The organism is Pseudomonas sp. 34 E 7 (assembly GCF_900005715.1).
GTDB classification, from domain to species: Bacteria; Pseudomonadota; Gammaproteobacteria; order Pseudomonadales; family Pseudomonadaceae; genus Aquipseudomonas; species Aquipseudomonas orientalis_A.
Window position 1 is genome coordinate 78,705 of sequence record NZ_CVTX01000150.1, and the last position, 26,967, is coordinate 105,671.

The window sequence follows — 26,967 nt, forward strand, 5'->3', positions numbered from 1 at the left end:
AAAAGCCCGGCGCAGTGGCCGGGCTCGGTGCTTTCGTTTAGTTACTGTTCGACTGCTTTATATAGCCTGAACAAACGGGCGGCGTACATTGCGTGCCCTAAGTCGTTCGGGTGCCACTGCACGCCGACATCAGTACCATATCCATGCGCCTCGGGAATTTGTGCGATATCCCGGACCGACAGGTATTCAAGCGACTCTTCAATGGCGACGTTATACATCTCTCGATCAACCGCGGCAGCATCTGGGTCCGAGTATTCACCATTTTTATTAAGCGGTACTAATGCCCATGGGCCAACAGCGATTACCTTTGGCTTGCTGGGCAAGGCCCTAGACATTCTAACGAGCGTGGCGAACTGGCGATGAAACAAGACAGGATCGCTTAGAGCGCTGTCATGCTCCCCGATTTGGATCACAACCAAGTCAGGACTTGTGGTTTGAACCATCGGCATTCCTGCGACACGGCTTGCAACTGATCCGCCACCGCCATAGGTATGAAAGCACGCAACCACTTTTTGTTTTCTGTCTTTTGATATTTTTGCCGACAACAGGGTGACAAAATCGGACTTTGGCGAAGACGAGGCCATGCCTGAGACATGCGTCCAATTCAAATCTTTCACAGTCGATGGGTTAACAGCGTGGCGAGTAATGCTGTCACCGACAAATAAAACCCGGTAGGTTCCTTTGACTGGCTTAGGGCAATACACGTTCTCATCAAGCTGGCTCTTTTCAGCCAGGGCCACAGTAGACATAAGCATCATAAGCATCAAAACTGCGTTGCGCATCGGAACCTCCGTATTCGAGGCATGCATTGTACATAGCTCGCCTCACAAATCACTGCTCGCTTGCGAGCCACCTCAGCAGATTACTGCCGTTTTCCGCTGTTCATCTCGGCGAATGGCGCCAATAATGATTTATGTGTCGTCATAGGCGTGGGCTAGGCTCGCTCGTAGCCTCCGCTCAATCAAACAGAAAAGGATGCATTTACCATGAGGCACCAGCCCACAGACTCGGAAGAAGCTGAAGCAATGGAAGAAATGTTCAACCTTGACGGCAACGAAAAACCCATGACTCTGAGGGTCGGATTAATTTTTATTTGTTTGGTGGCGGCAGGCGTCACTGCATGCTACTTCGGCGGTCTGTTCGAATAAAGTCTAAAGCCACGAAGTCTGGGCCGATGCGCCTGCCATTGCTCTCTCCAGGCGAGAAAACCGCACAAGGCGGCTGGTGATCTGCTCCAGGGTTTACGCGGGGACGTGCGGCCACTCAATCGTTTGAGGGTAATCCGGTTGTTCGGGAACTCGGCTCAGCGCCACGCGGTATTTCTTCCACGCCTTCAGGGCGGCCATGCCTGCATCGGTGGCTTCGTCGACATCAACCGCATCCTGGAGCGGCGCGATGGAGTAATCCGCGATGGCCCGCAGGCGCACGATCTCTGCCTGGGCGACCTCCACTGGATCCACCACGACTGGTGGCAGCGGCGGTACTTCCTCCAGCGGAATATCGGGAACGAGAATATGAAGCGTGACCATCGTTTTCAGATCGTAGGGCTCGCCATCCATGGTGACGGTCACGATCAAAAGGCCTTCAGCGAAAACGATATCGACCTTCGCGGTGTTCTCCGAAGGATGCAGCGAGTATCCCCAGCCCTGGTCCAATGGCGGAAATGGAACCATGCCCAGGGTGCCGGTGACGCAGTACACGCCCACACCGGACCGGTAGCTGTCCACATCCTTGCCACCGAGCGATGTGATGTCAAACAGGGCACCGGTTTCGCCCACGATGTTGATTGCTGCTCTTGCCATGATTAGATCGCCTTGAGGGTGCCGTCTTGGGCACGGGTGGTGTTCGTGGTGTCGTATATCTGCCGCCAGCCCAGAGACACACCGCTTGCGTTCACCTGACGCCAGTACAGGCCTGCGGCGGTCTGGTACACGCCCGCGACAATGTCCATTGCCCACAAACTATTGTCCGCAAATCTAGAACGAATCCCGACGGAGTTAGGAGAACCAGGTGCCCCGCCTGTCGTGGTGCCGTCCAAGTAGGAGGTAAACCGACTTCCATCGACTGCAAATGATGAGTTGCCCACCACAGCCGGCGACGCCGCAACCTCAAGCAGGTTGCCCGTTACGACGCCCACCGAACGTGTAGCGGCCGAGCCAAGCCCGAGGCTAGTTCGGGCAGTTGCGGCATTTGTAGCCCCGGTCCCACCGTTTGCCACGGGCACAGTGGTCATGCTCGCGACCGGGCCAAGGCCGGCCAGGGTTGCGCCCCACTGTTGCACCATAAGGTTGACTGCATCAGCCAACGCTTTGGGATAGCCGTTCACGGGGACGATGCCGTAAGAGGCTCCGGCAACAGTAGCGCCACGATAGGCCGGGATGATTGACACAGACACGTCACTGGACGGGTTGCCGACTTGATAGATTCCGCCGTCAGGCCCGACAAACATATCGCCAGATCGGCAGTTAGAAAACTTAGTGCCGACACCATTCACCACGGCGTTACCGTTAGTGACTGTTACCGTTCCTTCTGTAAACCAAGATGGCATAGGTTTCCCCATAAATTGATAAATTATATCGAACATACCGCCGGATACTACTGAGCGATCCTGCCGATCATCACAGTTACACCTGTAACAACTGCGTTCTGTAGAGATATCATCCCGAGAGTAAGTATCCTACTGGGGTAGTTCCACATAGCTGCAATCTGTCGATTTGCGGTGCCTGCGGCAATTGTGACCGCTTGCATGCACAAATTGTTTATGAGCATGTACTCGTTTTCATTCAGATCAAACTGAGAGTTGAAGTAGGTTATCGTCAACCCCTGATTGGTAGTGCTGCTGCCTGCGTAAGTCCAAGTGTTACTTGCCCTGACAAATTGAGCGGCTGGCGTCCCCGTATCGAAAAGCAATTTTCGGTTTGCATCACGAAGCCTTGCACCGAAGGTGGACAACGGTTGCGCCACGTACCCAGCAACGAACCACCGACCCACCGGCTTGATCGTATACATGTTAAAGATACGCACCCTAAAACCGGTCCAGTTGCCCGCAGATCCAAATATTTCAAGGTTACTCATCCCGATGATGCCGTTTGCACTATCGGGCCTAATGAAAACAAGGGGCTGTTCCTGAGTTGTGATGGGAGAAGGGAAGTACGTTGAAGATGAGTTTCCATCCTCTTCGGTTCCCACATACCTCCCCTTGTACATAACAACAAGTCTCGAATATTCTGAATCAAGTACTATTCGATTGTCGTCTCCTGCCTTAAACACAAGGCCATACGATTCTGCCATATCATTTAAACCTCACAACTGTCAGTCGCTGCCTCGTAATAGTAATGGCCGAGGTGTTGTACGGATCGCCTTTAATGGTTCTCCAAACTCGCACCATCCCATTTAGAACCTCCGGTTCTACCTGCGCATCATATCGAGAATCGACCGCTTGTATTGGCGTGGGAAAAGCAGCGGCGTTTTGCGGTGTAATCCCCGGAATCGGTATATCTATAAACTTTGCCCCCCATGTTTGAGGGGTGATTATTTCGGAGTACACGACCCTCATTGTGAAGGACGTTTCATCAAGTTCAACAAGGCCAGTAGCCCCCTTGATCCTCATTCCGAACGTCATACTGAAGTCCTCCCGACCACAACCCGGTCGACACCGCCCGCATCAAACACCGTCAATCCGTCGTTATTGAGCAACGATGAGCCACCAGTGCCCGCGCTTCGCAGCGTGAACGTACCAGCAGGAATATTGATTTCCAGAAGGGGGCGCCCAAGCGAATCCACCGTAGGCGAACGAAGCACCATGCCCAGGATAATTTCTTGAATGATCGCCTTGCTGATGATCGCCGTGTTGAAAACAGCCTGGCCATTCTCGATGACGAACATCGGATCAATCTTGCCGTTAACCTCGTTAACGACGCCGAACCGCTGGGCAAAAATCAAGAACTCCGACTGCTCTCCGTTCGATCCAAACGCAAGCCCCGACACCACCTTCCTCCCATCCACGATGGTCTGGGCCTTCATGGTGGTCTGTGCCGACACTCTCCCGTCCAGCCGGACAACCGTCTCGCTCACCGCCTGCACAGAAGCACTCGTCTGCCCGATGCTCGACTGCAGCGTTTCCGAAACCTTGGCCTGGGCCTCGATTTCAGATGCTCGCACCTTCTTCTCAGTGCTGATGGCTGCGGTCGACTCCCAGGCCTTGATAGCGCCCGCAAGATCGCCAGCTCCATCGTCGCCACGGACGGAAGCCCGTAGCGCCTCATTGCTCGACGCCTGAGAAGTGATCTTTCCGTCAAGGTTGGTAACCTTGCTATCGAGGCTAGTGATCGCCTGGGCATTGCCGATCGCCTTTTGATCGATCGCAGAAAGATCGCTTTTCAATTGGGTGATCTGCGCCGCAGACGTCTCGCGGTTGCTGGCCACCACCTGCTCAAGAACGGTGAGCGACGACCTGTTATCGCCTACCTGCGCACCGAGGGTGAGCAACTGCTGAGCCATTGCATCGTTTTCGCTGGCTCGCGTTTTGCGCTCGACCGCCAAATCTGCCGTCGAAGTCCAGCCCTTGATTGCGTCGGCCAGATCGCCGGCGCCGTCATCACCACGAGCAGCAGAGCGCAACGCCTCCACAGAGGTGGCGGTAGCCTGCACTTTTCCGTCGATCTCTTCGATCGTGGTTTCGATGATCTTGACCTGAGACACCAGTGCATCGGTGGTCTCAACGATGGTGCCGATATCGATCCAGTAATCAGCGTCGGGCGGCGTCGCTCCCACCGGCACAGGCCCTTTCGCTTGGTACAGTCGCTGATCAAGCCGGACAATGTCACCCTTCACATATGGCTTAGCAGGGTCGTAGGCCAGAGCGTCGTTCACCTGATCGATCAGGTCTTTCAGCTCCTGCTTGGCTTCCTCAAGGCGTTCATTTACGGACCCTGGCCCATCGCCTGTAATCAGCTCGATCTCTTCGCGCAAACTCTGGTACAGGGCGCCCTTACCGATCTTATCGGCGTAGTACGCCTCATAGTCGCTCTCTTTGTTGCTGGCCTGGCCATTGACTGCACCAGGTATCGGCCAGAACGGACCGACGTTGCCTGTCCGGTCCACCAGGCGAGCCCAGAAGAACAGGATCGCGCCAGGCAACAGGGCATGCATCTCATGCTTCGCCTGCGGATAGCTGAAGTCGCTCAGCTTGATCGCGGTGCTCAGGTCGGCCGACTGGCTGTACCAGATCTCCGTCCGCTGGGTGTCCTCTGCACCTGGTGGAAAGCCCCATTGAATGCCGATGCCATAGACCAGGCTGGTGGTGGTCAGGAACGACACCGCCGGCGGCGCCCCGGTTTTCCCTTCCAGGTTGGTCAGGGCCGAGGTTTTCGGGATCGACGATACGTTGAGGGCGCTTACCGCCCTGACTCTCGCCATGTACTGACCCGAGTAGATTCCGCGAACGTCGGCCATCAGTTCAGCGGTGCGTGGCAACGGCACCCACTCACGTGCGCCCCACTTCCACTCCACGTCATAGGCGACCGCACCCGGGGCTGCATCCCAGGCGATAGACATCACCGTGACGGCGATGCCCTGCTCTATCACGACGTGCTGACTCAGGATCACGCGCGCCGGAGCATCCTGCGTGCCCACGGGGATGCCGGTGATTGGCCGGGTATCCACCACGGCACCGTTATCGATCGCCGGGAACTTGCTCGGATCGTGTTGGATTACCTCGAGCTGGTACTGGTGCCACTCCGGCCGCGTGACGTTGCGGACGTAAAACTGCATCAGCTTCAGGTCTTCGTAATCAAGGATCCAGCCGCTCTCTGGCGCCGGCTGCTCGCTGAAGTCAGCCATCACGGTAACGGCGCGGCCGGCCACCGACTTGACCACCCGGGCTTCGGACTTCCCACTGGGCAGGTTTACCATCAAACGAGCGCCCACCGGAACGACGGTATCCCGGTCGAGGTTCACCACACGGCCGGCGGCCGCTGAGATGCGCCCACCGTTGTTTCTGCCCACCAACATCGGGTCTGCCACGGCGATGACCTGCCCAGGCTTTGGAATTCCGCCGTCCAGGCCGACACGGAACACACCTCCCTGGGTTTGCAACTTTTCTGTCAGCGCCGCCCACTGGCCTGCGCGCTGGGCCTGGCCCTGGGAAGTGCAGGCAATAGCGCTTACGGCCGTTTCGCGAACGATGCCGCCGAGTTCGACCATCGCCTCATCGTCAAAGACCGGCTCTTTGTCGGTTTCAAACCCCTGCTCTGGGTTGTCCCAGGCCACCATGTACAGCGTGTGGCGATCTCGCGCGCGGGTGCCCTCGTACTTGATGGCGCCGTTGTTCAGGACCTGCGTTTGGTTGTAGGTGTACACCGGGTCGCCGGGCATATCGGCGTTGACCACGATCTGGCTCCCGTCCCAGTAGGCCAGGCCGTGAAAGATCGATGCCAAATCCTGCAGCACCGCGTAGGCCTCGGCCTGCTTTTGCAGGTACAAGTTGCAGGTGAAGCGCGGCTCCATGCCGCCCTTTCCGTCCGGCACCATCTGGTCGCAGTACTGCGCGATGCGGTAGAGCGACCAGCGATCAACCATCGTTGCATCGATGCGATCGCCCAGGCCGTAGTAAGGGTGCAGCACCAGGTCATAAAAGACCCAGGCCGGGTTGTTGGTGTAGGCCTCCTTGAATGTCCCGTCCCAGATGCCGTTGCTGGTACCGGTGCCCGACGTCGCGTAAGTGCGAGTCGACGCGTCATAGTTGCTCGGCACGCGGACAATCCGGCCGCGCATCAAGACCGCGATCTTGGCGATATCGCCGCCGAATGTCTGTGCGTCGTACTCAATAGCGCTGACCGAGGTAAGTGGGTATTCCTGATCGCTGTCGACCACCTCGGCGATCGCCTTGACCACCATCTGGTCAACCACCAGATCGGAGTTCGCGTTCGGCGTGAGCCGGCGAACGCGAACGGTCCACCGGTTGCCGTCTGGCAGTTCCAGGCGGTGAGCCCGCTCATACTCGGTGACGTTCTTCCGGTCGACGAACGACAACAAGGCCTCCACGTAGGGGCCACCGTCAGTCGCAATATCCACGGCATAGTCGATGCGCACGCCGTTGATGTTGCCGGCGGCGTCCTGGCTGCGGAGTGCTGGCCAGCTCAGGCGGATTCGAACCGCGTCAGCGACCTTGTTCGTGACGGTGTGCAGCCAGGGAGTGCCAAAGATCAACTCCTGCTTGACGTCGATCTCGTTGCTGGCTTCAGTGATGCCTTGCAGCCGCTCCTGATTGAGCTCGCCGTTACGGAACTGCCATTTAACGCTGGGGTAGTTGATGGTGCCGTCTTCGTTCTGGATCGGTGTTCCGTCGAGCTTGACCGAACGCAACCCATTGACCGGGCCAACGATGGGGCCCCAGCTCCACATGTAAACGATGCGCGCGGTGGATATCGAAGGCACGCTGTTCTGGGCGATGCTGGGCTTTTTTTCTTTGGCCTGGCCGCCCTTGCTGCCGTGCACGGCGCGGCGCTTGGGGGTGATTGCGCGGGGCGCCTTTTTTGCTACTGCGCTCATGCGCCCTCCAGAATGCAAAAACCCGCCGAAGCGGGTTGTGGTAGTGGCTGGATCAGATGTTGTCCTGGGTGTAGATCCCACCCGACTCCACCGCGCCGCCGATCTCGCGCTCCCCGTACAGCAATGGGTATGGGTTGCCCTGGGCAATGGTGGTGACGGCGCCGCCGAAACCGTAGCTTGGGTTGTTGCCGTCGTCGTTCTGGTTGTCGGTGGTGGCCGTGGTGGCCGGCGAAAGCATCTGAACCATACCGCCCAGGCCTACCGCCGCGCCGGCGGCCAGCAAGCCCATACCCAAGGCCGAAGATGTGCCGCCGGTGAACAGGCCGCCTACGATCAGCGCAACGCCGAGAATGGTCTGAAACAGGCCGGCCTGCTTGCTGCCCTGGATGATTGGCTGAATCCGAATGTCGCCTTCGGTCCGGCCAACCATTTCGAGCTCTTCGGTACCAATGTTTCGCTCGTCGACAAACACCGCGAAGACCATGCCGCGCTCTTCGGCGCTGCGCATGTACTTTTCGAAGCCAGGCTTCATCATGCAGAGCGCGGTCATGGCGTCGTGGATGCCGTACAGATCAAGCTGGTATTCCTTGCCGAACTTCTTGCCCAGCACCCCGCCGAGCTTGATGGTGCGCATTGTCATGGGCGGTAGTCCTTGTGCCGGAGGATCAGCTGAACGCGGCTGGCCATCGACCAGCCGTAGATCTCGCGCGCCGCCGGGCGGCCGGCCATGTGGTGATAAATGAACGGGCCAAAGCCGCCGAGCGCCGGTGCTGGCTCGCTGTTCAAAGCTGGCTGGTCGCCGAGGTAGATGGCGGCGTGGTTGGGGAAGTAGCATTCCCGGCCCGGTGTTGGCACCTGCAGCACCAGCATGTCGCCGCGCTGCGCCTCGCTCACCTGGTAGAAACCAACAGCCGCGAAGTTGTCCTCGTAGAGGCTGGGTCCGTCTTTCTGCTCCCACCACAGGTCGGTGCGCTCGAAGTTCGGCAGGTCCAGGCCTGCCTCGCGCGCGTACCAGTCGCGGCAGGCTGCCCAGCAGTCCAGCAGGCCATGGGAGAAGTCGCGGCCCAGCAGCGGCGCCTGGAAGCCCGATGGCTTGAACCACTCGAAGTCTCCGCCCGGCCAGCCCACGATGCCCCAGGGCAGTTCGTGCAATTCGCAGCTGACGCGATCCGCCATGCTCGGCGTGGGCGCCTTGTCGGGGTGGCTGTGGATGATCGCCAGCACTTCGCCGCGATCCTCGGCGGCCGCCATGTCCTTGTGATCAATCTGGAAGTGCTCGCGCGGCGTCGTGGCCAGATTCGCGCAGGGCACGTACTCCCGGCCGGCGGCCGACTTGATCAGCACGCCGCAGGCTTCAGCGGGGTAGACACGCTCCGCGTGTGCGCGAATCTCGTCCTGTAATTTCTGGTTGATACGCATGGCTACCTCGAAGTTGCGATAAGGCTCGCGCCCATGGATCCACCGAAGCGGCGGGTATTGCCACGAATCTTGCAGCTGCTCCACCAGCCGCCGCAGCGGTCCAGGGCCGGGTTATCCGTGGGCTGATTCTTCTTGTCGAACATCGCGGTGCCGGTATAGGCGCAGGCCTCCTGCCGGTAACCGCCACGGCAAGCCCATCTGCACAACTTGGTGATCTGCTGGGCGGGCAGCATCTGCCCCTCCATGTCGGTGGGGCTCGACAGCGCGAACGTCACCGAGATGCTGGGCAGCGCCTCTGGCTTCTGCTCGATAAACCAGAGGTTCGTCCTGCTCTGGTTGCTGGCTTCCGGGTTACCCTCTGGGAAGTTCGCCGCATCCAGGAAGTGGCGGAACGTCTCGATGACCTTGACCCTCGAGCCGGCCAGGTCGCGGAACTGGAAGCACAGCGCGGTGATTGCGCCGCGCACCCCGCCGAGCTCGTCATCCACCTGCAGCGTGGGCGTGGCAGGCCTGCCGTCGCCGCGGATGTCAAAGCCCTTGGCCTCGATCTGCAACGGCGAGTACAGCTGGCCCTGCCAGATGATGTCGCCCTCATGGGCGTGGCCGTGGAATCGCCAGATCGTGGCGCCCAGACGTGTAGCGTCCAGCTCGTAGAGCCTGATTTGGTTGCCAGGCTCCAGCTTTTGAAGGTCGGAGTTGTAAATCATGTGGCCCCACAAACAAGAAGTCCCGCACAGGGCGGGGCTCGATAAGGGTTAGGGGCTGGGGTTGAAAACCTGCTTCACCGAGAAGGTGACGGTGTAGATGTTCGCGCCCAGCGCTTTCTTCTTGTAGCCGTTGGTTCGGTACCAACCTTCCGGTTCCCCGGGCGGCGAGTAGCGGAAGGCCTTGTAGCCTTCGTGTCGATCGAGGAACTTGATCAACTCCGGCAATTCCTCGCCGGGATAGTCCTCGCCGGTGTGCACCAGGTTCCAGGACTGGCTCTTGGTGTTGATGCCAATCCCCCCGGCCTGGGCCATGCCATCGCCGAACTGGTTCTCCCATGTGCGCTGGCTGACATCGCCGTCGGCACCGACCTCAACGTCAAAAGTAAATGTCTCAGCCATCAACGCCTCCACAGCCGGCCGCCCTGACGCATCTCTGCATCCAGGAACTTGCCCATACGTGCCTCCAATGCAGCCCCGATGGAATCACCCTGCATCTGCGCATCCTGACTGCTCATGCCTGGCTGGGCCTGAACGGTGAATGGAGCGTTGAAGACGATCTGCGTGGGTCCGCTTGGCGCCGGATCAGCAGAAGAACCGACCAGCGCAGCCCGGCCATTGCCAGCCGATTCCAAGCTGCCAACCCCGATACGTGCAACGGGTTGGGCACCGCTCAGGCTGTTGTCGATCCTGGACAGCATTGCATCCAATTTCGCGCTGGTTTGAGCAGTGGTCACCCGCTCGCCCTTTTGCAGGAACCAGCTGCCGTCTTCTGGAACCGAGTCGATACCGTCGTGCGCCATACCCGAGAGGGCAGTCATGCCAACCGCCTGCGCCAGGGGGCCAGTGACGGTCAGTGCTGTGGCCATAGCGGCAGGCGCAGCTGCTGGCCCGATGATCGGAATAGCCGCCGTCGACGCGTACGCGTTGAGCCCGGCCTGGAGCGACATCGCCGCGGCATTCGCCCCCAGCGTGGTTGCGGCCCCTGCTTGGGTTGCCTTGCCAACGAGCAGCTGCACACCCTGGTAGATCAACCACTGCGCCGCCATGTCGCCCAAGGCCTTGAGCATCGACTTGGCGAAATTGCCAACCATGTCACCCAGCGCGTCGTCGGCATCCTCCGCACCGCTGGCCACATCGGCGAAGAAAGTGCCAAGCCCGCTGGTTCCTTCTTGCAGCGCCGTGATGGTGATGTCCGCAGCCTGGGCCGAGTAGTCGCGGGCGGCATCGGCGTAGTTCGCCCACGCCTCATTAACGCCGTTCATCCAATTGGCTTGCTGCTCGTCAGTCGCGGCGTAGAAGTTCTCCTGCGCCAGCAATCGCTTGTTCAGCTCGTCCTGAAGAACTTGAGTTTGGCTGGCGTATAGCTCGGCGCCGATCTGCCCGGTATTCCGCTGCTCGTTGAGTGCGACCACGTCCGCAGCGTATTTCTGCCGCATGGCCAGGTCGGCACGCATCCTATCCCTGGCCTTATCCCCCATGCCGACGCCGGCCAGTTCTTGGTCAAAACCATCCTTCGTTGTCTGGGTTGTCAGAGCCTGGGCGTTTTTGAAGGCCGTCAGCTTAAGGTCATCCTCATTGGCCTTCTTTAGCTTGTTCAGCGCATCCAGCTCGGCAGCCATGCCCATGAGCTTTTTCTTTTGCGCCTCGCTCAGCTTGCCAAGCTTGCCTTCCTGCAGCTCGAAGGAAAGCTTCATGACCTCTGTGGCGTCTTTCTGCTTGTCGCCGGTGGTGTTGATCAGTTCGATCTGACGCTTGTAGCCTTCCTCAGCCGTCTCGAAGGACTTCAGTTGCTGCTTGGCGGCAGACTCGGTGGCACTGGTGTTCTTTTGTTTGGCCTTTGTTGCAGCGTCGTCTGCCGCTTTCTGGGCATCCTTGGCGGCAGCCGCTGACCGGATGGCAACAATCATCTCTTCTGTTAGAAGCGTGTTCTCTGAGATGAACCGATTGGCCGCCGCGAGAGCCGTCTTGTCCTGGGCTGCGCCTAATTGCTTCTGTAAAAGTTCGAGATATTTTTGACCGACACCAGCCGCCGCAGCCTTTGCTGCGGCATTTTCTAGCTCTGACCTGGTATTTTCATCGGTCTGACCGGTGAGCTCAGCCAGTGCGGTCCTGAGCTTGGCGATTAACTCGGCCTTCTCGGCTGCGGCCCCGCCACTTTTTTCAAGTGCGTCTGCCATTTCGGCAGTCACTCCGGGAACTTCGCGCACCTGGTCGGCAACAGCCTTCCAGTCAACAACCATACCGGCCGACTGGTCGGACGATGCCTTCTTGATGATGTCCATTGCCGACTGGAATTCCGGCGGCAAAGGAGCGATGCCAGCCATGAACCCAGAAGCACCGGCGAGGCCAGCATTGGTCAGGCTGCTCTGAAACTCAAAGGCGATCGAGCCGGCGGCCGTGGTCAAATCGCCCTCGGCATCCTCAATGGAGGCTTTGAGTTCGCGCAGCGTGACCGACTGAGTTGCGCGATTGAGCTTGTTGAATCGCTCAACGAGCTTATCAAGGGGGTCCCCCAGATCGCCCAGTTTCTCTTCTAAAACGCTTGTATTGTTGCGCAGAGTCAGGAAAGCAGTCGCGGCGCCGATCGCGAGCGCGGCTACGCCTACGGGGCCACCGAGCATACCGAGGAGACCGAAGCCTGCACGACTAACACCGGTCTGGGCAGCGGCAACGGCGTTAGTGGCGCGCGTCTCCGCCAGTCTTGCCTCGGCCAGTTGAAGCGACATTTGAGTCTGGACTGCGGTACCGCGCGCTGCGATCGCTTCCTTCTCGGCCAAGAAAACCGAAGTCTGGGCTTTCTGCTGCTCGGCCTGCGCCACCAGCAACACAGCTGTGGCCTGAGCCTTTCTGGCGGCAACGTCTTTGAGCGCCGAATATGTGGCTGACGCAGCAGATGAGACAGATAGGGCGCCATACCGCCCAAGAGCAGCGATGGCGGCCATGATTGCAACATCGGCGATGGTTTCGAAATTCTCACCCACCACGCCGATGGCTTTGCCAAGAACGCCAGTAAACCCAATCGTCTCGTCCAGCCTTCCGACATATACGCTGAACGCATTAGAGAGGTTTTGTACTGCATCGTGAACAGCTACGCTCATCGCATCTGCAAGCTCACCATTCGCCTTTGAAGCCTTCTGAAGACCCTCCGTCAGGATATCGAGTCCGAGCTTTCCCTGGGCGCCGAGACTTCGGATCTCTTCAGCGCTTTTACCGGTGGCTTTTGCGAGGGTGTCGACTACAGTCGGCATGGCCGCGAGAATGGATTGCCAACCGTCCGCCTCTACTTTCCCCGTTTGAAGCGCTTTCGAATACGCATCAATAGCGGCGCCGGCCTTGTCAGCTGATGCTGAGTTTGTGACAAGCAGAAAGCTGAAACTGTCCATCACGTCCAGCGCTTGGCTGGTGTTGTAACCCATTGACTTCAGGCTATCCGAGGTTCGGATGTAAAGCTCTTGGGCCTCTGCGAGCGGTCGGTATGTGCGCTTTGCGGTATCAAGCAGGCGCTGCTGCACCAGATCGTATTCGCCCACACTCGCAGTCGCCATACCGATACGATCAGACATCTGGCCGTAGGAGTCGGCCGCCTCAATGATCTTGCCAATACCAGCAGCACCAATTGCTGCAGCGAGTGCCCCCTTTATCAATCCTGAAGCATGCTGAGCCCGCTCTCCGATACGATCGAAGGCAGAATCAACGCGGCCCAAGCTTTTATCGATCTTCCCCGAGGCTTGAGCAACACTGGAATCGGCACGCGCCATTTCCTGACGCAACTGGGCGGTGGTCGCCTCGATGCGGACGAGCATCCCCTGTACGTCGGTATCAGCCATGCTTTTCTCCAGGCAATAAAAAACCCACCGAAGTGGGTTTTCTTGATGAATAAATTAAATCAGATTGTCTCGATACTCATTTTTGCTTCTTCGTCGTAAACTTGGCCAGTTCTGATATTTACGACCTTAATCCAAAAAACTTTTGTTTGGAAAAAGTAACTATCAATCTCCGATTCATGCGGACTACTGATAGTTGGCGCGTGATAGTTCCTGGCGGTCTGCACAAATCCCGGTACCGGCATCACGGTAAAATTGACTCGAATATTGTCCCGCTCGCTCTCCATTTCTTTTGCAGATATTTTCAACTTCCCTGAAACGTTGTAGAAAAATATGGTTCCAGGAGGTTTAGGGACAGGGTTGAACACTAGAAAATATCGGTCAATTTTCTGCTTCTCGATCAGCGCCGTCGCCCCGAAAGAGTTCTGTCCAGAATAGGTACCTCTAGAATACGTGTTCTCCCCCAGATCGAACGCCGGATAGTCTGTATTGGCCGCCTTCAATGCATCCAGCCCACTCTTAAATCCCCTCGCCTGAGCGTCATGCATTGAGACACGCAACGAGAACTCACCGGTAACCCTATCAAACTTGATCGATGATGGAAGAACGACCCCGTTTACGGAAAAGTTTCCAAACGAAGCCATTCTGCTAGCGAACTCAGCGTCGGTCTCATACTCCCCTCTCGGACCGCCGAGCCTTTTTATCTCCCCTAAGAGGTCCTTGGCGGAAGAAAAGCTTTTGGCTTGAACGTTTTTTCCAGCAGGGTCGAACTTTATGAACACCTCTTTTTGAGTAGGCGAAACCTGGGCGCTGCCCGCAGAAGACCGTACAGCAGGCTGTGGACCTGAGCACCCGTACAACACTGCCATTGCAGCAATCAAAATAGAAACACGCATCGCTTCACTCCCTGTATTTCAGGGAATTTACCACTGCCTGATCTCAAAAAGCACTTATTGCTACTCTCGTACTACTGAGCCTGCCTACCTGTGAGCGCCTGGCGCAGCTTATCCGCCACGGTAGACGCCGATGGCTTCTCAGACTTGGTCTTTGTCTTGCCGGTGCCAAACGGGTTGGTCATCTGCGCCCACTCGATCTTGGCATCCATGGCCAGGAACAATTCGGGCATAGGAGTGGACCAGGCAATGTGTGGCGGCCATCCAAGCCAGCCGGTGGCTACAGCGTAGAGCCGGTCGACGTAGCTGTCGTCCTCGACAGCACTTACGCCGCCGCCGGCTTTTCCTTTCCCGCATCGGGGTCTTTCGGATTGTACAGCGCCACCAGGTACGCGTTCAGTTGCACGGAAACGTTCAGCACGCCCGCCTTCCACACCAGATCAGGCACGGCCTCGGCGTCTTTGCCATTCAAGCCAGCACCACCGGCGATAATCACAGCGCAACCAACGATGCTCAATGCATTGATGGCCTGGGACGCACCGCGCAGACCGCCGAAGTGGGCCTCGATCGCACGTACGGCGCCGAGTGTAGGCGTCAAAGTGTACGTTTCGTCGCCCAACTTGATGTCGACGGTACCGTAAAGGGTTTTGCTCATGTGTCGAATCCTTAGGATTCGGGGCCGAAGCCCCGTGATTAAGCGGCGGCCGGCTCTGGCTCGATTTCGAAAATATCGGAGTTGATGCCGATAGTGACGTTCCGGCGGACGACGTTGTCAGCTGCGCCCGCTGCGACAGTGTTGTTCATAACCTTGCCGCGCATGTAAAACGTGGTCGGCAGCAATGGCGGGGTAGCGGAAGGGTCGCCGTCGTTCAGGGTGATCTTGATGTTGTAATCGCCCTTGCTGCGATCGCGGTGAGCGATCTTCAGCTTGGCCTGGCCCAGGTCGCCGTTGTCCAGGCCGACGGCCAGGGTCAGGTCGCCGGCGTCCGCCGTGCCCTTGTACTTGCGCACGCGCCCATCGCGAAGCGACGTGAAGTTCACAGAGCTGAACGTGTCGCCGAACTCGCCCAGGTCTTCTACCTCCCCGATATCGACATAGGTGTCCGCCTTATAGAGCGCTTCAGTGTTAGCGCCGTTTTTGCTGCCGATACCGATTCGGCAGCCGGCGGCTGTGTTGAGGTTGTCTTCGGCCATGGGGGTTCCTCCAAGGGCACATTGGATAAAGCCGCGGTGCGGCCGGGTGTTGGGATTAGTGAGTGGTGATGACGCGGACCGTTACCGATCCTTGATATGTGACGCCATCAGCATCGCGCTGGGCGTCGGCCTGCTCGACGCGGACCGATACAGCACGCCCGACGGTCAACGGCAGGCGGCGCTCGTCCAGAGCAGCAGCAACCTCGCCGAGGATGCGCTTCACCTCGGCCTGGCCATGGGCGTCAGACCAGACCGACAGGTAGATCAGCCGTTGCTCACGCTTCCTACCGGCAATAGGCGAGATGTTGGTGGATATCTCCCGGTCAAAGGAGACATATGGCATCGGTGAGTTCATGGGGGCGCCGTCGTAGACAGGGCATGACACCTCGGCAAGTAACCGAGCGTAGAGCGCCTCCTGCAGCGCAACAGACGGATCAGCCATTAGATAGCCCCTTGCTAGCCTTGCTGAGCGTCCGGCCTATTGCTGCCTGGATATTGGCAATCACATATTCCCGGTTCACGTCCTTTGCAGGTCGAAGCCACGGGTGCGCTGGACGAGCTGGAATATCTGGGTTTTTACCAAAGAAGTGAGTTCCATCACTTTTGTTTGTGTCGCGACGATTCCGCCCGCCAGAACGCTTCCCGCCCGTATAACCCTTAGTTCCATACTCAATGAACTTTAGGTAGAAAAATCGACTATTGTCTCGCTTTCCGCGAATACCAATCTGCGCATCAAGGCCACTTTTCGAAACGAACACTTTGAGAGCTGCCGCGGCGGCACCCGTGTCCTTCGGGACTAACTCTTTCATGGTAGTTAAGATGCGGTCTGCGGAATCAAGCATAGCCGGGGCAAGCTCGTTATCCATGGTTTGGTGGATTGTGTGGAGCATACGGCGAAGCTTGAAGTCGCCCGACATACGCGAGCGGCGGGCGGCCATACTCTACTCCTTGACCTTTCCGGCCTTTTCGGCGGCGGGCGACTCAGGAGCAGACTCAACTAGTCCGCGACCGATCAGTTCGGCGCCAAGCTTGGCGTCCACCGTGAATTCCTCGCCTTTCTCCCGGTCGCCAGCAGCGCCGGAAAGAGTGCCCAGGGCAACTACTTTCATGATTCACCTCTATGGATTGGGTACGTTTGAGCAAAGTAATCGAAGCATGTCGCGCTCATTATTGAGCAGCGCTGCACCGATCAAGTAAGTTGTGGTGACTCCTTTCACCGCGTGCACAAGACGATTGCCCGCGACAGCATCAGCCCGGGGCCGGATGCGAATCTCGGCGGTGATCACAGCTTTCAGTTGCTCGGCAACGGGTGATACACGTCCAGTTGGCACTGCGATCTCTGCCCACAGCTTGCCGATCTCGGCCCATGTGGTATCAAAGCCGCCGGATTTATTCTTGGTCAGCACCGGCTTGAACATCTTGCAAGAGTGACGCAAACGTCCAGCGCGCATTAAACCCCCCAGCCAATACGATATGGCGTTAGCAACGATCGGGATCCGCCAGGAAGCTCTGAAGAGATTGTGCCCACAACAACATCTTCTCGGTTTCCGTAAAGGTTGCCGGCAATGAGCAGGCAGGCGGCGCGAATGGTTGGATTGATCAGGATCGGGCGATCCCCTGCAGACCCCTCTGCGATCGCCACATCCAGCGCCCCCTGATCAGCGTAAAAACGACGATTCATAAACTGCGCCGCGCTGTCCTCGGCCGCAGCAAGGTACAACTCAACATCCGCACGATCGTCCTCTTCGGCTCGCAGGTGTCGCATCGCTTCATCGGTCGGAATGACGTTCATTTCAGGACTTCGGGTTGAGTGTTGTAGCCAATCCTTTGGCAATCAGAAGGCTCGCTTCATGCTTCGGTGATCTATAGCCGTCACCTCCAGCATTACGAATTTCCTTGCCGTCTAGATAGCTTCTCAGTGGATAGATGGTAATGAAGCTGTCAGCAGCGTCAGCAGCGTCAGCAGCGTCAGCAGCGTCAGCAGCGTCAGCAGCGTCAGCAGCGTCAGCAGCGTCAGCAGCGTCAGCAGCGTCAGCAGCGTCAGCAGCGTCAGCAGCGTCAGGCTGGGCGCTGGCCGACTGACTGGCAACAATTATTTGATCTGCAGTCAGCGTCTTTTCCGCTTCATTATTTTGCTGAGTTGCCTCGTTCTTTCTTGCTCGACTCATAACAATTCTCCAATCGATCCAGGCCTCCCATTGAGACCTGAACCGGTAGCAAGTTAAGGAGCAGCAACCAGAGGGCCGGTAACGAAAGCTTCTGGACGATAGACCGCGAAGGCCAATCGCTCCTCGGCCCGGATGGTGACCATGTTGTTCTCGAAGTCTTTGTCGTTCTCAGTCGAGACCAGAACCTCGATACCCATCCGATCAAAGATCTGGGCTGCAAGGCTAAAGGCGCCGGTAAGAAACTGGCCCTGAACAATTGCCTGGGTCTCAACCACCGGTAGATTCCAAAGGCGTGGCGAGGTGCCTTCCTGCGGCTTGCCAATGATGTAGCGGTTTTCACCGTCTTTGAGCAGCTCAATTGCCGCCCAGTCAATTGGGTTGAGCACAATGCCAGTAGACGGGAACTCGGCCAGGGTGGCTTGCAGCAAGGCCAGGCGGATGCGGTCGATACGCTGCTCAGCCGCTACCGTGATGCCTGCCGGGGTCACATATGCTTGGGCCTGGGGGATGATGCCGTGCAGGTTATTGCCGGTACCGTTGCCGTAAAGCAGTTGAGCCTCTTCAGCCAGCAGCAGGCCGTAACGAGCGCGGGCATCGATGTAGCTTTGCAGCGCGGCGGCGTCATCCAGAATTTGCCGGCTGCCCTTGAACAAATGGGCAATAGTGCGCACGTTCGCATTTTCGAGACCAAAGGTCAGTTCGCTATAAGGCTTGGCCAAGCCCTCGCCAACGATGGCTGCGTTGTTGGTGAAGCCCGTCTCGCGGACATATTCGACGGCGTTTGCACCAGTAGTACCCGGCGCTACCAGGTCACGAATGGTGAGTCGACGCTGGGGAGCCAAAATCACACCAACCCGTTCAGCAGGAACAAGAGCTCCGCCGGAAGCTGGTGCCGAAGTAATTGCTGCGCGCGGTACCTCGACACGTCGAGAACCTCGGAAAGAACTGCTTACGCCCTCCTCCTGCATTTTGGCAGCAACCATTTGGCCGGCAGACTGCTGAGTCTCCGGCTCGTTCGGTTTGCCTGCATTGACCAGTTTCTGCTCGGCGTCCTGCATACGAGCCTGCAGCTCCCCTTGCTTGGTCAGCAGCTCATCCACCTTGGCACGGGTTTCGGCCTGCATCTCGCCGGAGGCTTTGATTTCCTTCTCGGTCCGCTCGGCGTAAGTCTTGATCTGATCGCCGACGGCTTTCAGGTCAGACTGGGTTTGCTTCTGAGACGCTTCGATTTGGGACAGATCTACTGGCATGGTTTGTTTCCTTCAAAAATGAAAAAACCGCCACTTGGGCGGTTACTAATCGGGTTGCTGACACAGTCGTCTAGCGAATGGGAAGGAGGTCCCGTAGTGCTGACGCCTGGGTTGCGGTTTCTTCAAACGCGGATACATCAAGGGCAGCGCGAGGCTTACCCGGCACGACAGCGCGAAGCGTGTCGCCGCCAGCAGCGCTAGGCATGCCGGTCTTGATTTCGGAAATCAGTTTTCGTCGCTCACTACGCGGCATCCCTGACTTGGCCAAGGCTGCATCGAGTTTGCGCGCAGCTTGCGCTTGAGCCCGGGACTCATCCGTTGTTTCTTTGACTTCTGCCGCCGAAATTAACCCGGTGGCAAAGCCCTTTTCGAGAGCCGTGGTGCCATTCAAGTAGGTTTCGGCATCGAGCATCTTCTCAATGTCCTTTTCGTCTTGGCCGCTCGTATCGGCATATACACCGACCATAGCTTGGTCGAACTCCTCCATCGTATCGGCGAGCTCGCGGATCGCGTGTCGGTTTCCGGCGAAGTAAGTCCAGCAGTTGTGGATCATCAAGAAAGCGCTCTTGGCAATTTCCCGCTTGGCGCCGGCCATGGCAACCACTGAAGCGGCAGAGGCAGCCAAGCCCAGAACTTTCGTGGTGACCTCCTGAGAATGCTCCATCAGGCGGTTGTAAATCGCGATACCCTCAAACATATCGCCACCTGGCGAGTTGATGTAAACGGTGACCGGGTTATCGCCGATGACACGAAGCGCTGCGTCGACACGCTTTACAGTGTTGCCCTCACCCCACCAATCCTCACCAATGATTCCGTAGATAGTGATGGTGTCTGTGTCGGCCTCAAGGGCCGCTTGGATGCCTGGGTTCCACATCTCAAGTGCACGCGGCGTAATTTCACAACGCATGCTGTTCGCCTTGATTGATTTCGGCATGTTTACTCCTCGCTCTGGCCGAGCCAGCTTTTTAAGGCAGCCTGCGCGGCTTGGCCATCGGTTTTGTTGCCGAGTTGATCAATCGGCGCCAAGTTGGTTTGCACCGTGAGCACGTCGGCGTTTCCTCCGTGCCGTGGCAAATTCTCTTTGACCCTGCATTCGTCGCGGGTCATCACGCCGTTCTGGGTCATCTTGCTGTACCACTCAGCGCGCCCTGCACTGTCAGCCTTCAGGAAGGCCTCCAGCGCATACTCCGAGTAATAGGTGCGGCGCTCGACCGGTGTCAGCAGGCGCTTGTTGATACATTGCTGAATTTGGTTAGTGACCGAACTGATGCTGAACGTGAGGAATGCGATCATCTGCTGTTCAAGGCCGGTACCCCAGTTGCTGCCTGAATCCGTCTTGCCAACCATCCAGGGCGGAACACCAAACCAGCGGCAGATTTCCTCAGTGCTATAGGCCCTCGACTCCAGGAGCTGTGCATCCACAGGATTGATGCCGATCGTTTCCGGCGTGATGCCCTGTTCAAGCACGGGCGACCTGCCGGCGTTTAGGGCGCCAGACACCTGCTTGACGTAGTCACGAAACTCTTCGCGCTGCTCAGGCTTCAAAGTCCGATCAATCTTGAAAGCGACCGCGGGAAGCAAACCGTTTTTAAAGGTGCCGTTGGCAGCGTCATCAGCAGACATTGCTGACCCGAATACATCAGCACCGTAACGAATTGCCGACAGCCCCACCCGCCCATCAAGGCTGAATGCTGGAATATGCAGCATATCGGAGCGTTCAATTTTGCGACGGGGCCCTTTGCGAGGCGAATACCAATACTCAATTCTTCCATCGCCATCCAGATCCAAGTCGACCCGCGAGGGCAACAGGAAGTCCAGAGCTACAACTCGGCCACCAATTCGCAGAATTTCTGCAAAGGCATTTCCGCGCAGCAGCATTGCCGAAACCATTGCCTGCCAAAACTGGAACGCCGTCATATCCTCGTTGGGGCTGTTATGGATAACGTCATATATTGCGAAGTCACGGGCATCCTTTCTCCCGCCGTCAGCATCCCGCTGATACACCCCTAGTGGTAGACCGGCTACGGAGGTGGAGATAATACGAACGCACGCCCAAACAGCAGACAGGTGCATTGCATTATCGACCGTTACTGTCTTGCCAGAACTGGACTGCCCCCCAAGAAACTGCCCCCAGAAGCCACCATCCGTCAATTTGATCGTCTTGCCGATCCAGTCAGTGACCGAGGCGCTTGGCTTTCGCGCGGCGCTCCCAATGACTGACGAAAGAGACTTAGCCATCTGTTAGCCCCTTGCGCACGAAACCAGCGATGAGAAGTAATGCCACCGATCCCGCGAGCAGGGACCAACCTAAACCAGCAAGAACGTAAATCCCCGCGACGGCCAGGGCGAATCCGCACAGAGCGGCGGCAACAAATACGTGCAATGGATTCATACGATTATTGGATTCCGAATGGCAGCCATGAAGTCGTCATTACCCCTGCCTTCAGGGTTCAGAGCTATCAGGGTCACGGCGTTAAATAGAGCCATCAAGGGGTCGATCTTGGCCGACCCGCTGGCTTGCTTAGTGATCAGGATTGAGTTGGCTCTGGGTTCAACCTTTGCGTTACTCACGCACCAGGCCATCATCGCCTGCCCCCCGTGCTTCATACCGCCCTCGGCCAGCTTCCGCTCTGCGGTCTTGATCGCCCCGCCGAGCTTCCAGCCTTGACTGATCGCAACGATCTTTTCCGGAGGAATTTCTCGTTCAATCATTGCGTCATAAATCGCGCCAATACCGACTGGGTCGCAGCCCACTTTGTCGAGGAGCCCGGATGCCTCTACCTGCTCTACCAGGTCAGCCACATCCGCTACGTCATCACCAATTCGCTCAGATAGCGTCAGATTCCCGTCCTTCTCGAAATCTTTAAACCGTGGGGCTTCGGCCTTTCTCCGCTCGAGCACTGACGGGTGAGCCCAGGCATGAGTCCAGACCAACCAATCGCGTGTTCGCTTGTCACGACCTACGGCGGCAAACCCAAGAAGGTCATCAAGCCCACCGCCATCAATACCCACCGCAATCACCTCGGACATTTCGATCAGCTTGTCCAAGGTCAAAATAGGGATAGCCGCAGCAGCCCAAAAATCCGCACCAGCCCAGCGATCAGAGCGCAGCGCAAGACCGATTTCAACGTTCAAGTGCTTGGACATAAAACCAAGCACCTCGGCCTCACCCGCCTCCTCAGCCTTGCCCATTTCACGAATCAGGAATTTTTCGCTGACCGAGTAACCCATGTTGGGGTTGGTCACGTAGAAGTTCTCGGGTGAACGATGCGCTCCGGCATCAATCATCCATTTCGGAAACTCATAGATGATCGGAAGGAAGTTCGGATCAACAATCGTGCCGTCTCGCACGCCACGGGCGTACATCAGCTTTTCGCGAAAAACACCCGCCGGCGGCTGGTCCGACTGAGTCGTGAGGTAGATCACGAAACCTTCTGGCCGGGAAGCCAATCCACCCGTCGCTTCTCGAAGCATGTTCGCCGCATGTGGGTTCTTGCCGAACAGGTGCAATTCGTCGACCAGGACAACCGCAGCCTTCTTACCGCCAACTGTATTCTGGTCAGCGGCTACGACCTTCAAGGTCGCGCCCGATTCGCGGTGTGTGATCGTTCGAACATGGTCCTGAACGTGCAGCAGCGCGCTCAGTTCCTCGTCGTGCTTGATCATATCCCTGGCAGGGGCATATGCATTATTGGCTACCTCAATGGTGGGCGCCAAAATGATGAACTCTGCGGACTGCCGCCAATTGCGGATCAGCACCGTAAGCATAATTGCAGCGGCAATCGTGCTTTTTGCGTTCTTCTTGCTGATGAGCAGGAAGAACTCCTTAATGAGGCGCTCACCGGTTTCAGCGTTGTATGCACCGAAAATTGCGTTTCCTAAATCATCAATCCATGGGGCGCATGACTGACTGATCAGCGGGCTGCCTGGAGCATCCACAATGCGAAGATCGCCCATGACCTGCATGCAGGCCCGGGCCTCGTCAGGAAACAGTGGCGCAAAAGGCACCAGCGACTGGCGATTTACAATTTTCGTTTCCCAATCTGGGCAACTGGTACTCCAGACGGGCTCGCTCATTTACTTCACCGATCTCAGTTGAGGTGGTGCGGCAGCACCGAACTTGCCCTTGCTCGCCGATTTCGCGGCCTGGTCCTTTTCGTCCTTCTTGCCTCCTTCGCCTTTGCGCGGATGCACGAAAGGCATCAATGCTTTGGCGGCATCAACTCTCAACTTCGGCTCGGTGCTGAAGTCGTTCATGGTGGCCAACAAGAAATCTTTCGGGTCGGAAAATGACAACACCCTGGCGGCATCAAATGAGAACGCTTCGGCGCCCTCATCCAGATCAAGGGGGGCCTGTTTAGGGACATGGGCGGTGGCACCGCCATTAACATTCTTGTTAACGGGGGCGCCTGCCAACGCAGCCATAACCATTGGATGCTTAGCCAGCCTAGATCCGGCGGCCGAAGCGCTGGAAGCTGCGTATCCTGCGGCTATTGCCGCGTCACGATTGGACGCACCTCTCCTAACAGCCTCGACAAATGCGCGCTGTTTAGTTGTTAACGCCATTAACAAAAAACCTGTGAGAGGGAAAAAATCTCTACATGAGATCGGGGGCGGTGTCCTGTACAAAACCTTCCACGGTTTAGACCCGCCCCATGGGGTACTGGCGTGCTACATACACCAAAACGATATGGGTTCTCATTTACGCGCGCCGCTCCATCAGCGCGCCTTCCCCAAGCCTTCAGCTGACTCCGAAGCAGTCTTCAGCTTGTGGCAGGGGATGCAGAGCGCCTGGAGGTTCGCATCATCATTCGTGCCGCCCCTGGCCCTGTTGAGGATGTGGTCAACCTCAAGCTGCTGAGTGATAACGCCACACGCCTGGCATGTGTAGTTATCCCTGAGAAGAATCGCAGCACGTATTCGCCGCCAAGGACGACCGCCACGACCGGAACCCCAACCATCGACACCCTCGGGTGCCACTGGCAAAGCGAAGGGCCGGGACTCTGCTGCACTCATGCGAGGCTTGATGCTAGTCAACCTGCTCATCACCAGCCTCCTGCCATCTTGGCGCCTACAGCCACACCAGCGATAAAGACCAGGACCAACAGCATCGAGCCGATGCTTGGGATGATCGATGCGGGCCGGGGTGTGCGCATGGTTGGTGGCAGAGGCGACGGCCGCCCGTGCCTTTCAGTTGTGGGCGGTGGAAGGCGTTCAGCGTGGCGGGACAGGCACATCAGCTGAAAGGATCGGCAGGCTTGGCGATCGAGCGAACGAACCACATAAATCCCTGCTGCAAGTTCGTCTTGGCCAGTGCCAGCAGGCGCTGGTCGACGCCCTCAATCTGGCCGATCTGCTTGAACAGTTCGCCGGTGTCAGCTTCCAGCGCCTTGATGGAGTTCATGCCATCGATTTCGGACTGGTTCAGGTCGCGATAGCCGGTGATTTTCTTGTGCTGGTTGTCCATGGGTGAATCCTCATGTTGCGCGCCACGATTAGGCGCATTCGAAATCGTGGCGCGAACTACTTGCTCTGGCTGCGCACGATCTGCGCATCCACCTGGTCAGCGCAGGTATCCAGCAATTTGATGGCCTTGTCCTTCAACTCCCACACATCGCCATTGATGCGAAGGTCGGCTTCGGCCTGGTCCACCCGCTCACAGGGAATCAGTTCGGGCGCTTCAATTCTTACGGCCTGGGTCTTTGTCACCACCGCCGGCTTTGCCGCGCAGGCCGTCAGGCAGAGGCTGAGCAGCCCAGTCACGAACATGCTTGCTGTTGCGCTTGAGATTTTCAAAGTCTTTCCTCGCCTTGTCGGCTTTCTTCTCGCTGGCCCTGATGCGCTTGGTCAAGTCTTTCAGGTAGTCAGCGTTGCGCTGGGCCTCGCCCCGCAGGGTTGTGATGGTGGCCTGGCTCTCGGTGTTGGCCTTGATGGCGTCCACCTTCGCCTGGGTCTCAACGAGCTTTTCGTCTCGCAGATCCTCGACCCGCATCTGCTGGATGCCGACAAGCAACAGGCCCACCAGGGCGACGATGATTGCTACTGCGATCGCCTTCATGCTGAGTCCGCCTTTCTGCCCAGGAACCGAATGATCAGGTCACGGATCGCCGTGACGCCGATGAAGCCAATGGCACCACCAGCCGCCACCGACAAGCTCGGCGGCCACTCCATCCATTCGATGATGCTGCTGGCTGACAGGCTCAAGGCCCCACACAGCAGCGCCTCGAACAAGATGCGCCAATAGTTCGGCTCTTTGGCGTCGTACAGCACGCGCAACAGCGTGATCGTGAAGGCCATGATTGCGCCCTGCCACAGTGGGTTCGAGAGGACCAGCCAGACCTGGGCCCAGAAGTCGGGGTTTTTCTCAGGCATGTTCGAGGACATCCGGCAGTCCTCCCTTTGGGGGAGCGTGATAGGTCCGGCTCCAGCAGCACTCCCAGGTCGGGGCGATGGGTGTGGTGGGGCCGAAAACGAAAAAGCCCCGGCAAATGCCGAGGCTCAGTTAAAAAACTATGGGAATCAGAAATTAGGGTTGGCTATACGTTCCTAGCGAGAAGCCACTAACAGCATCGAGGCGACCTCGCCACAAAAGCCCCTCAGGCATGGCTGGAACCATATCTCTACCACTGACGTATCGAGCATCTTTGAGGTGAATAAAGTCTTCGTGAAGACTCGCCGCCTCAGGTTGACCCCACTCCGCGAAGCTCGAACGAATATCCTCATTTGGACCGCTGGGCCAGGCCTGGGAAAGCGAGTCGGCAAAACCATCGAAGAAATCTTTGGCAGAGATCAACGTCCCGGTAATCACTCCACCAGCGATGACAAGCGTTATGCCAAATGAATAGTTGTGGTTATTTACTGTTGTATTGAGGGTCTTCAGGAAAAGATCAGGCATGACGCACATCCTTCTAGGCTACCGATAATCAGCCATCACCATGCCACCACACCAACTTGCAATCAACCTCAATGCTTCGCTGCATAAGAAAGCAAAAAGCCCAACTTTAGAGTCGGGCTTTGCTCGCGGAAAAACCGCAAAGTAACTGAAATCTATATGCAGGGACCGGGGCTGTCAAGCGGCCTGACGGCGAATGTCTAAAGCCCCATCAATCCACGCGATACCCGCCTTCCAGAGCCCGCGCGTCTTCTCTTCGCCGAAGCCCATTTTCTTGCCGACCTCCATCAGCGAGCTGTCGCGGGTGGTGTAGTACTTCATCAGCACCTGGCCGCATTCCGGGTAGCGTTTGAGCAGGCGGCCCATCAATCCGTCAATCATCAATGCATCGTCATCGGTGATCATCGGCGAAAGAATGGTGTTCTCGCGGGACGCACAGCAAGCCACGCCAGAGCCAAGCACAACCCAGCGGCCCCAATGCTCCAGCAGATCCTCGGCGGTGCGTTCTTTAAATGTCGGCGTGAAGGCCATGGCTCAATCCCCTGTGTAGTTGGTGCCGCCGGCGCCGCGGCGGTTGTTCTGGTCGTAATAGTTGAGAAGGCCCACGGGCTTTAGGTCGCTCTTGCTCGCTAAGAACATGTCATGCGCGGCATTCAGGTTGAAACTCAATTGGGTCACCAAATCCTGAAGTGAAAGCGGCTCACCGCCATCCGCCCGGACCCAACCCGAGGCGTGGCAGTCAATGCAGTCCAGGTGATGAAAGAGGCCTTGGACCACTGCCTTTCCCTTGCAGGACTTGCAATGCTCCAGCGGAATCAGGGTGCGGCGGAATGCCGGGCCGTGGGATTTCTTCATTTGGACTCCAGCAGCAGCTTGTGCAGCGCGTAGATGTCGTCACCGTCCGAACAATGGGCGGTGTGCCTGACCAAGTGCCGATCGCCCGTCGACATTTTCACGTCGAGAACCTGCCAGCCGTTCGAACTGCGGATCACCACCGAACTGACATCGGCGGGATTCACGGCGAGGCCGGTGTGCCTTTCGAGCAAAATCATCATTTTTAAACCTCGCC

The 26,967-nt window shown here is 57.6% G+C and carries 36 protein-coding genes; 1 reads left to right on the forward strand and 35 read right to left on the reverse strand.

The window, feature by feature from the left end; all coding sequences use genetic code 11:
* Positions 1 to 41 precede the first annotated feature (41 nt).
* Positions 42 to 782: an SGNH/GDSL hydrolase family protein gene (locus BFP96_RS17685; protein WP_065936687.1), complete on the reverse strand. Its 741-nt coding sequence runs from the start codon at positions 780 to 782 to the stop codon at positions 42 to 44.
* A 204-nt stretch (positions 783 to 986) separates the two neighbouring features.
* On the opposite strand from BFP96_RS17685, the gene BFP96_RS30910 reads away from it, so the two are divergent.
* Positions 987 to 1,148: a hypothetical protein gene (locus BFP96_RS30910; RefSeq protein ID WP_170876021.1), complete on the forward strand. Its 162-nt coding sequence runs from the start codon at positions 987 to 989 to the stop codon at positions 1,146 to 1,148.
* Positions 1,149 to 1,241: 93 nt separating this feature from the next.
* Here BFP96_RS30910 and BFP96_RS31585 read toward each other — a convergent pair whose 3' ends face one another.
* The 34 genes from BFP96_RS31585 to BFP96_RS17840 form a co-directional block, all read right to left on the reverse strand.
* Entirely contained in the window at positions 1,242 to 1,802 is a 561-nt protein-coding gene (locus BFP96_RS31585) for a tail fiber assembly protein (RefSeq protein ID WP_065936688.1), read from the reverse strand.
* A 2-nt stretch (positions 1,803 to 1,804) separates the two neighbouring features.
* A complete protein-coding gene (locus BFP96_RS17695; protein WP_065936689.1) occupies positions 1,805 to 2,584 on the reverse strand; it encodes a hypothetical protein in 780 nt (259 codons plus the stop codon).
* A gap of 11 nt (positions 2,585 to 2,595) precedes the next feature.
* A complete protein-coding gene (locus tag BFP96_RS17700; RefSeq protein WP_065936690.1) occupies positions 2,596 to 3,291 on the reverse strand; it encodes a hypothetical protein in 696 nt (231 codons plus the stop codon).
* Between the two features lie 327 nt (positions 3,292 to 3,618).
* Complete coding sequence (locus BFP96_RS17710; RefSeq protein ID WP_065936692.1) at positions 3,619 to 7,551, reverse strand: TipJ family phage tail tip protein; 3,933 nt, start codon at positions 7,549 to 7,551, stop codon at positions 3,619 to 3,621.
* A 52-nt stretch (positions 7,552 to 7,603) separates the two neighbouring features.
* Positions 7,604 to 8,191: a tail assembly protein gene (locus BFP96_RS17715; RefSeq protein WP_065936693.1), complete on the reverse strand. Its 588-nt coding sequence runs from the start codon at positions 8,189 to 8,191 to the stop codon at positions 7,604 to 7,606.
* Positions 8,188 to 8,970: a C40 family peptidase gene (locus tag BFP96_RS17720; protein WP_065936694.1), complete on the reverse strand. Its 783-nt coding sequence runs from the start codon at positions 8,968 to 8,970 to the stop codon at positions 8,188 to 8,190. Before BFP96_RS17720 ends, BFP96_RS17715 begins: the two co-directional genes overlap by 4 nt.
* A gap of 2 nt (positions 8,971 to 8,972) precedes the next feature.
* Positions 8,973 to 9,677: a phage minor tail protein L gene (locus BFP96_RS17725; protein ID WP_065936695.1), complete on the reverse strand. Its 705-nt coding sequence runs from the start codon at positions 9,675 to 9,677 to the stop codon at positions 8,973 to 8,975.
* 48 nt (positions 9,678 to 9,725) lie between these two features.
* Positions 9,726 to 10,076, reverse strand: coding sequence for a phage tail protein (locus BFP96_RS17730; RefSeq protein ID WP_065936696.1), 351 nt, complete (start codon positions 10,074 to 10,076; stop codon positions 9,726 to 9,728).
* A complete protein-coding gene (locus BFP96_RS17735) occupies positions 10,076 to 13,504 on the reverse strand; it encodes a tape measure protein (protein WP_065936697.1) in 3,429 nt (1,142 codons plus the stop codon). Before BFP96_RS17735 ends, BFP96_RS17730 begins: the two co-directional genes overlap by 1 nt.
* A 59-nt stretch (positions 13,505 to 13,563) precedes the next feature.
* The gene (locus BFP96_RS17740) at positions 13,564 to 14,397 is read right to left on the reverse strand and encodes a hypothetical protein (RefSeq protein ID WP_065936698.1); all 834 of its coding nucleotides are present in this window, start codon (positions 14,395 to 14,397) and stop codon (positions 13,564 to 13,566) included.
* A gap of 71 nt (positions 14,398 to 14,468) precedes the next feature.
* Complete coding sequence (locus BFP96_RS30915) at positions 14,469 to 14,627, reverse strand: hypothetical protein (RefSeq protein WP_170876022.1); 159 nt, start codon at positions 14,625 to 14,627, stop codon at positions 14,469 to 14,471.
* Positions 14,628 to 14,719: 92 nt separating this feature from the next.
* Entirely contained in the window at positions 14,720 to 15,049 is a 330-nt protein-coding gene (locus BFP96_RS17745; RefSeq protein WP_065936699.1) for a hypothetical protein, read from the reverse strand.
* Positions 15,050 to 15,087: 38 nt separating this feature from the next.
* The gene (locus BFP96_RS17750) at positions 15,088 to 15,588 is read right to left on the reverse strand and encodes a hypothetical protein (RefSeq protein WP_065887130.1); all 501 of its coding nucleotides are present in this window, start codon (positions 15,586 to 15,588) and stop codon (positions 15,088 to 15,090) included.
* 55 nt (positions 15,589 to 15,643) lie between these two features.
* Positions 15,644 to 16,030, reverse strand: a complete 387-nt coding sequence (locus BFP96_RS17755; protein ID WP_065887129.1) for a DUF3168 domain-containing protein — start codon at positions 16,028 to 16,030, stop codon at positions 15,644 to 15,646.
* Complete coding sequence (locus tag BFP96_RS17760) at positions 16,023 to 16,526, reverse strand: HK97-gp10 family putative phage morphogenesis protein (RefSeq protein ID WP_065936700.1); 504 nt, start codon at positions 16,524 to 16,526, stop codon at positions 16,023 to 16,025. Before BFP96_RS17760 ends, BFP96_RS17755 begins: the two co-directional genes overlap by 8 nt.
* Before the next feature lie 3 nt (positions 16,527 to 16,529).
* Positions 16,530 to 16,697 carry a hypothetical protein gene (locus tag BFP96_RS30920; protein ID WP_170876023.1) on the reverse strand — a complete coding sequence of 56 codons (168 nt, stop codon included), beginning with the start codon at positions 16,695 to 16,697 and terminating at the stop codon, positions 16,530 to 16,532.
* A gap of 9 nt (positions 16,698 to 16,706) precedes the next feature.
* Entirely contained in the window at positions 16,707 to 17,039 is a 333-nt protein-coding gene (locus tag BFP96_RS17765) for a head-tail adaptor protein (protein WP_065936701.1), read from the reverse strand.
* On the reverse strand, positions 17,039 to 17,380 hold the full coding sequence (locus BFP96_RS17770) for a head-tail connector protein (RefSeq protein WP_065887127.1): 342 nt from the start codon (positions 17,378 to 17,380) through the stop codon (positions 17,039 to 17,041). Before BFP96_RS17770 ends, BFP96_RS17765 begins: the two co-directional genes overlap by 1 nt.
* 123 nt (positions 17,381 to 17,503) lie before the next feature.
* Positions 17,504 to 17,680: a hypothetical protein gene (locus tag BFP96_RS30925; RefSeq protein WP_170876024.1), complete on the reverse strand. Its 177-nt coding sequence runs from the start codon at positions 17,678 to 17,680 to the stop codon at positions 17,504 to 17,506.
* Positions 17,681 to 17,809: 129 nt separating this feature from the next.
* The gene (locus tag BFP96_RS17775; RefSeq protein WP_065887125.1) at positions 17,810 to 19,006 is read right to left on the reverse strand and encodes a phage major capsid protein; all 1,197 of its coding nucleotides are present in this window, start codon (positions 19,004 to 19,006) and stop codon (positions 17,810 to 17,812) included.
* A 70-nt stretch (positions 19,007 to 19,076) separates the two neighbouring features.
* Positions 19,077 to 19,940, reverse strand: coding sequence for a head maturation protease, ClpP-related (locus BFP96_RS17780; protein ID WP_065936702.1), 864 nt, complete (start codon positions 19,938 to 19,940; stop codon positions 19,077 to 19,079).
* 2 nt (positions 19,941 to 19,942) lie between these two features.
* On the reverse strand, positions 19,943 to 21,244 hold the full coding sequence (locus BFP96_RS17785; RefSeq protein ID WP_065936703.1) for a phage portal protein: 1,302 nt from the start codon (positions 21,242 to 21,244) through the stop codon (positions 19,943 to 19,945).
* Positions 21,237 to 21,398, reverse strand: coding sequence for a hypothetical protein (locus BFP96_RS30930; protein WP_170876025.1), 162 nt, complete (start codon positions 21,396 to 21,398; stop codon positions 21,237 to 21,239). Before BFP96_RS30930 ends, BFP96_RS17785 begins: the two co-directional genes overlap by 8 nt.
* Positions 21,395 to 23,083 carry a terminase large subunit gene (locus tag BFP96_RS17790; RefSeq protein WP_065887122.1) on the reverse strand — a complete coding sequence of 563 codons (1,689 nt, stop codon included), beginning with the start codon at positions 23,081 to 23,083 and terminating at the stop codon, positions 21,395 to 21,397. The genes BFP96_RS30930 and BFP96_RS17790 overlap by 4 nt, the downstream gene beginning before the upstream one ends.
* On the reverse strand, positions 23,084 to 23,572 hold the full coding sequence (locus BFP96_RS17795; protein WP_065936704.1) for a terminase small subunit: 489 nt from the start codon (positions 23,570 to 23,572) through the stop codon (positions 23,084 to 23,086). It lies immediately after the preceding gene.
* 153 nt (positions 23,573 to 23,725) lie between these two features.
* Positions 23,726 to 24,052 (reverse strand): HNH endonuclease, encoded by a 327-nt coding sequence (locus BFP96_RS17800; protein WP_065936705.1) that lies wholly within the window; start codon positions 24,050 to 24,052, stop codon positions 23,726 to 23,728.
* A 190-nt stretch (positions 24,053 to 24,242) separates the two neighbouring features.
* On the reverse strand, positions 24,243 to 24,473 hold the full coding sequence (locus BFP96_RS17805; RefSeq protein ID WP_065887120.1) for an Acb2/Tad1 domain-containing protein: 231 nt from the start codon (positions 24,471 to 24,473) through the stop codon (positions 24,243 to 24,245).
* A 56-nt stretch (positions 24,474 to 24,529) separates the two neighbouring features.
* Positions 24,530 to 24,715: a hypothetical protein gene (locus tag BFP96_RS17810; protein WP_065887119.1), complete on the reverse strand. Its 186-nt coding sequence runs from the start codon at positions 24,713 to 24,715 to the stop codon at positions 24,530 to 24,532.
* Positions 24,687 to 25,064, reverse strand: a complete 378-nt coding sequence (locus tag BFP96_RS17815) for a hypothetical protein (RefSeq protein ID WP_065936706.1) — start codon at positions 25,062 to 25,064, stop codon at positions 24,687 to 24,689. The genes BFP96_RS17810 and BFP96_RS17815 overlap by 29 nt, the downstream gene beginning before the upstream one ends.
* Complete coding sequence (locus tag BFP96_RS17820; RefSeq protein ID WP_065936748.1) at positions 25,061 to 25,378, reverse strand: phage holin, lambda family; 318 nt, start codon at positions 25,376 to 25,378, stop codon at positions 25,061 to 25,063. The genes BFP96_RS17815 and BFP96_RS17820 overlap by 4 nt, the downstream gene beginning before the upstream one ends.
* A 154-nt stretch (positions 25,379 to 25,532) precedes the next feature.
* Positions 25,533 to 25,901 (reverse strand): gas vesicle accessory protein GvpU, encoded by a 369-nt coding sequence (gvpU, locus tag BFP96_RS17825; protein ID WP_065936707.1) that lies wholly within the window; start codon positions 25,899 to 25,901, stop codon positions 25,533 to 25,535.
* Positions 25,902 to 26,075: 174 nt separating this feature from the next.
* Positions 26,076 to 26,429 carry an antiterminator Q family protein gene (locus tag BFP96_RS17830; RefSeq protein ID WP_065936708.1) on the reverse strand — a complete coding sequence of 118 codons (354 nt, stop codon included), beginning with the start codon at positions 26,427 to 26,429 and terminating at the stop codon, positions 26,076 to 26,078.
* Between the two features lie 3 nt (positions 26,430 to 26,432).
* The gene (locus BFP96_RS17835) at positions 26,433 to 26,753 is read right to left on the reverse strand and encodes a hypothetical protein (RefSeq protein ID WP_065936709.1); all 321 of its coding nucleotides are present in this window, start codon (positions 26,751 to 26,753) and stop codon (positions 26,433 to 26,435) included.
* Positions 26,750 to 26,953: a hypothetical protein gene (locus tag BFP96_RS17840; RefSeq protein WP_065936710.1), complete on the reverse strand. Its 204-nt coding sequence runs from the start codon at positions 26,951 to 26,953 to the stop codon at positions 26,750 to 26,752. The genes BFP96_RS17835 and BFP96_RS17840 overlap by 4 nt, the downstream gene beginning before the upstream one ends.
* Between the last annotated feature and the right edge of the window lie 14 nt (positions 26,954 to 26,967).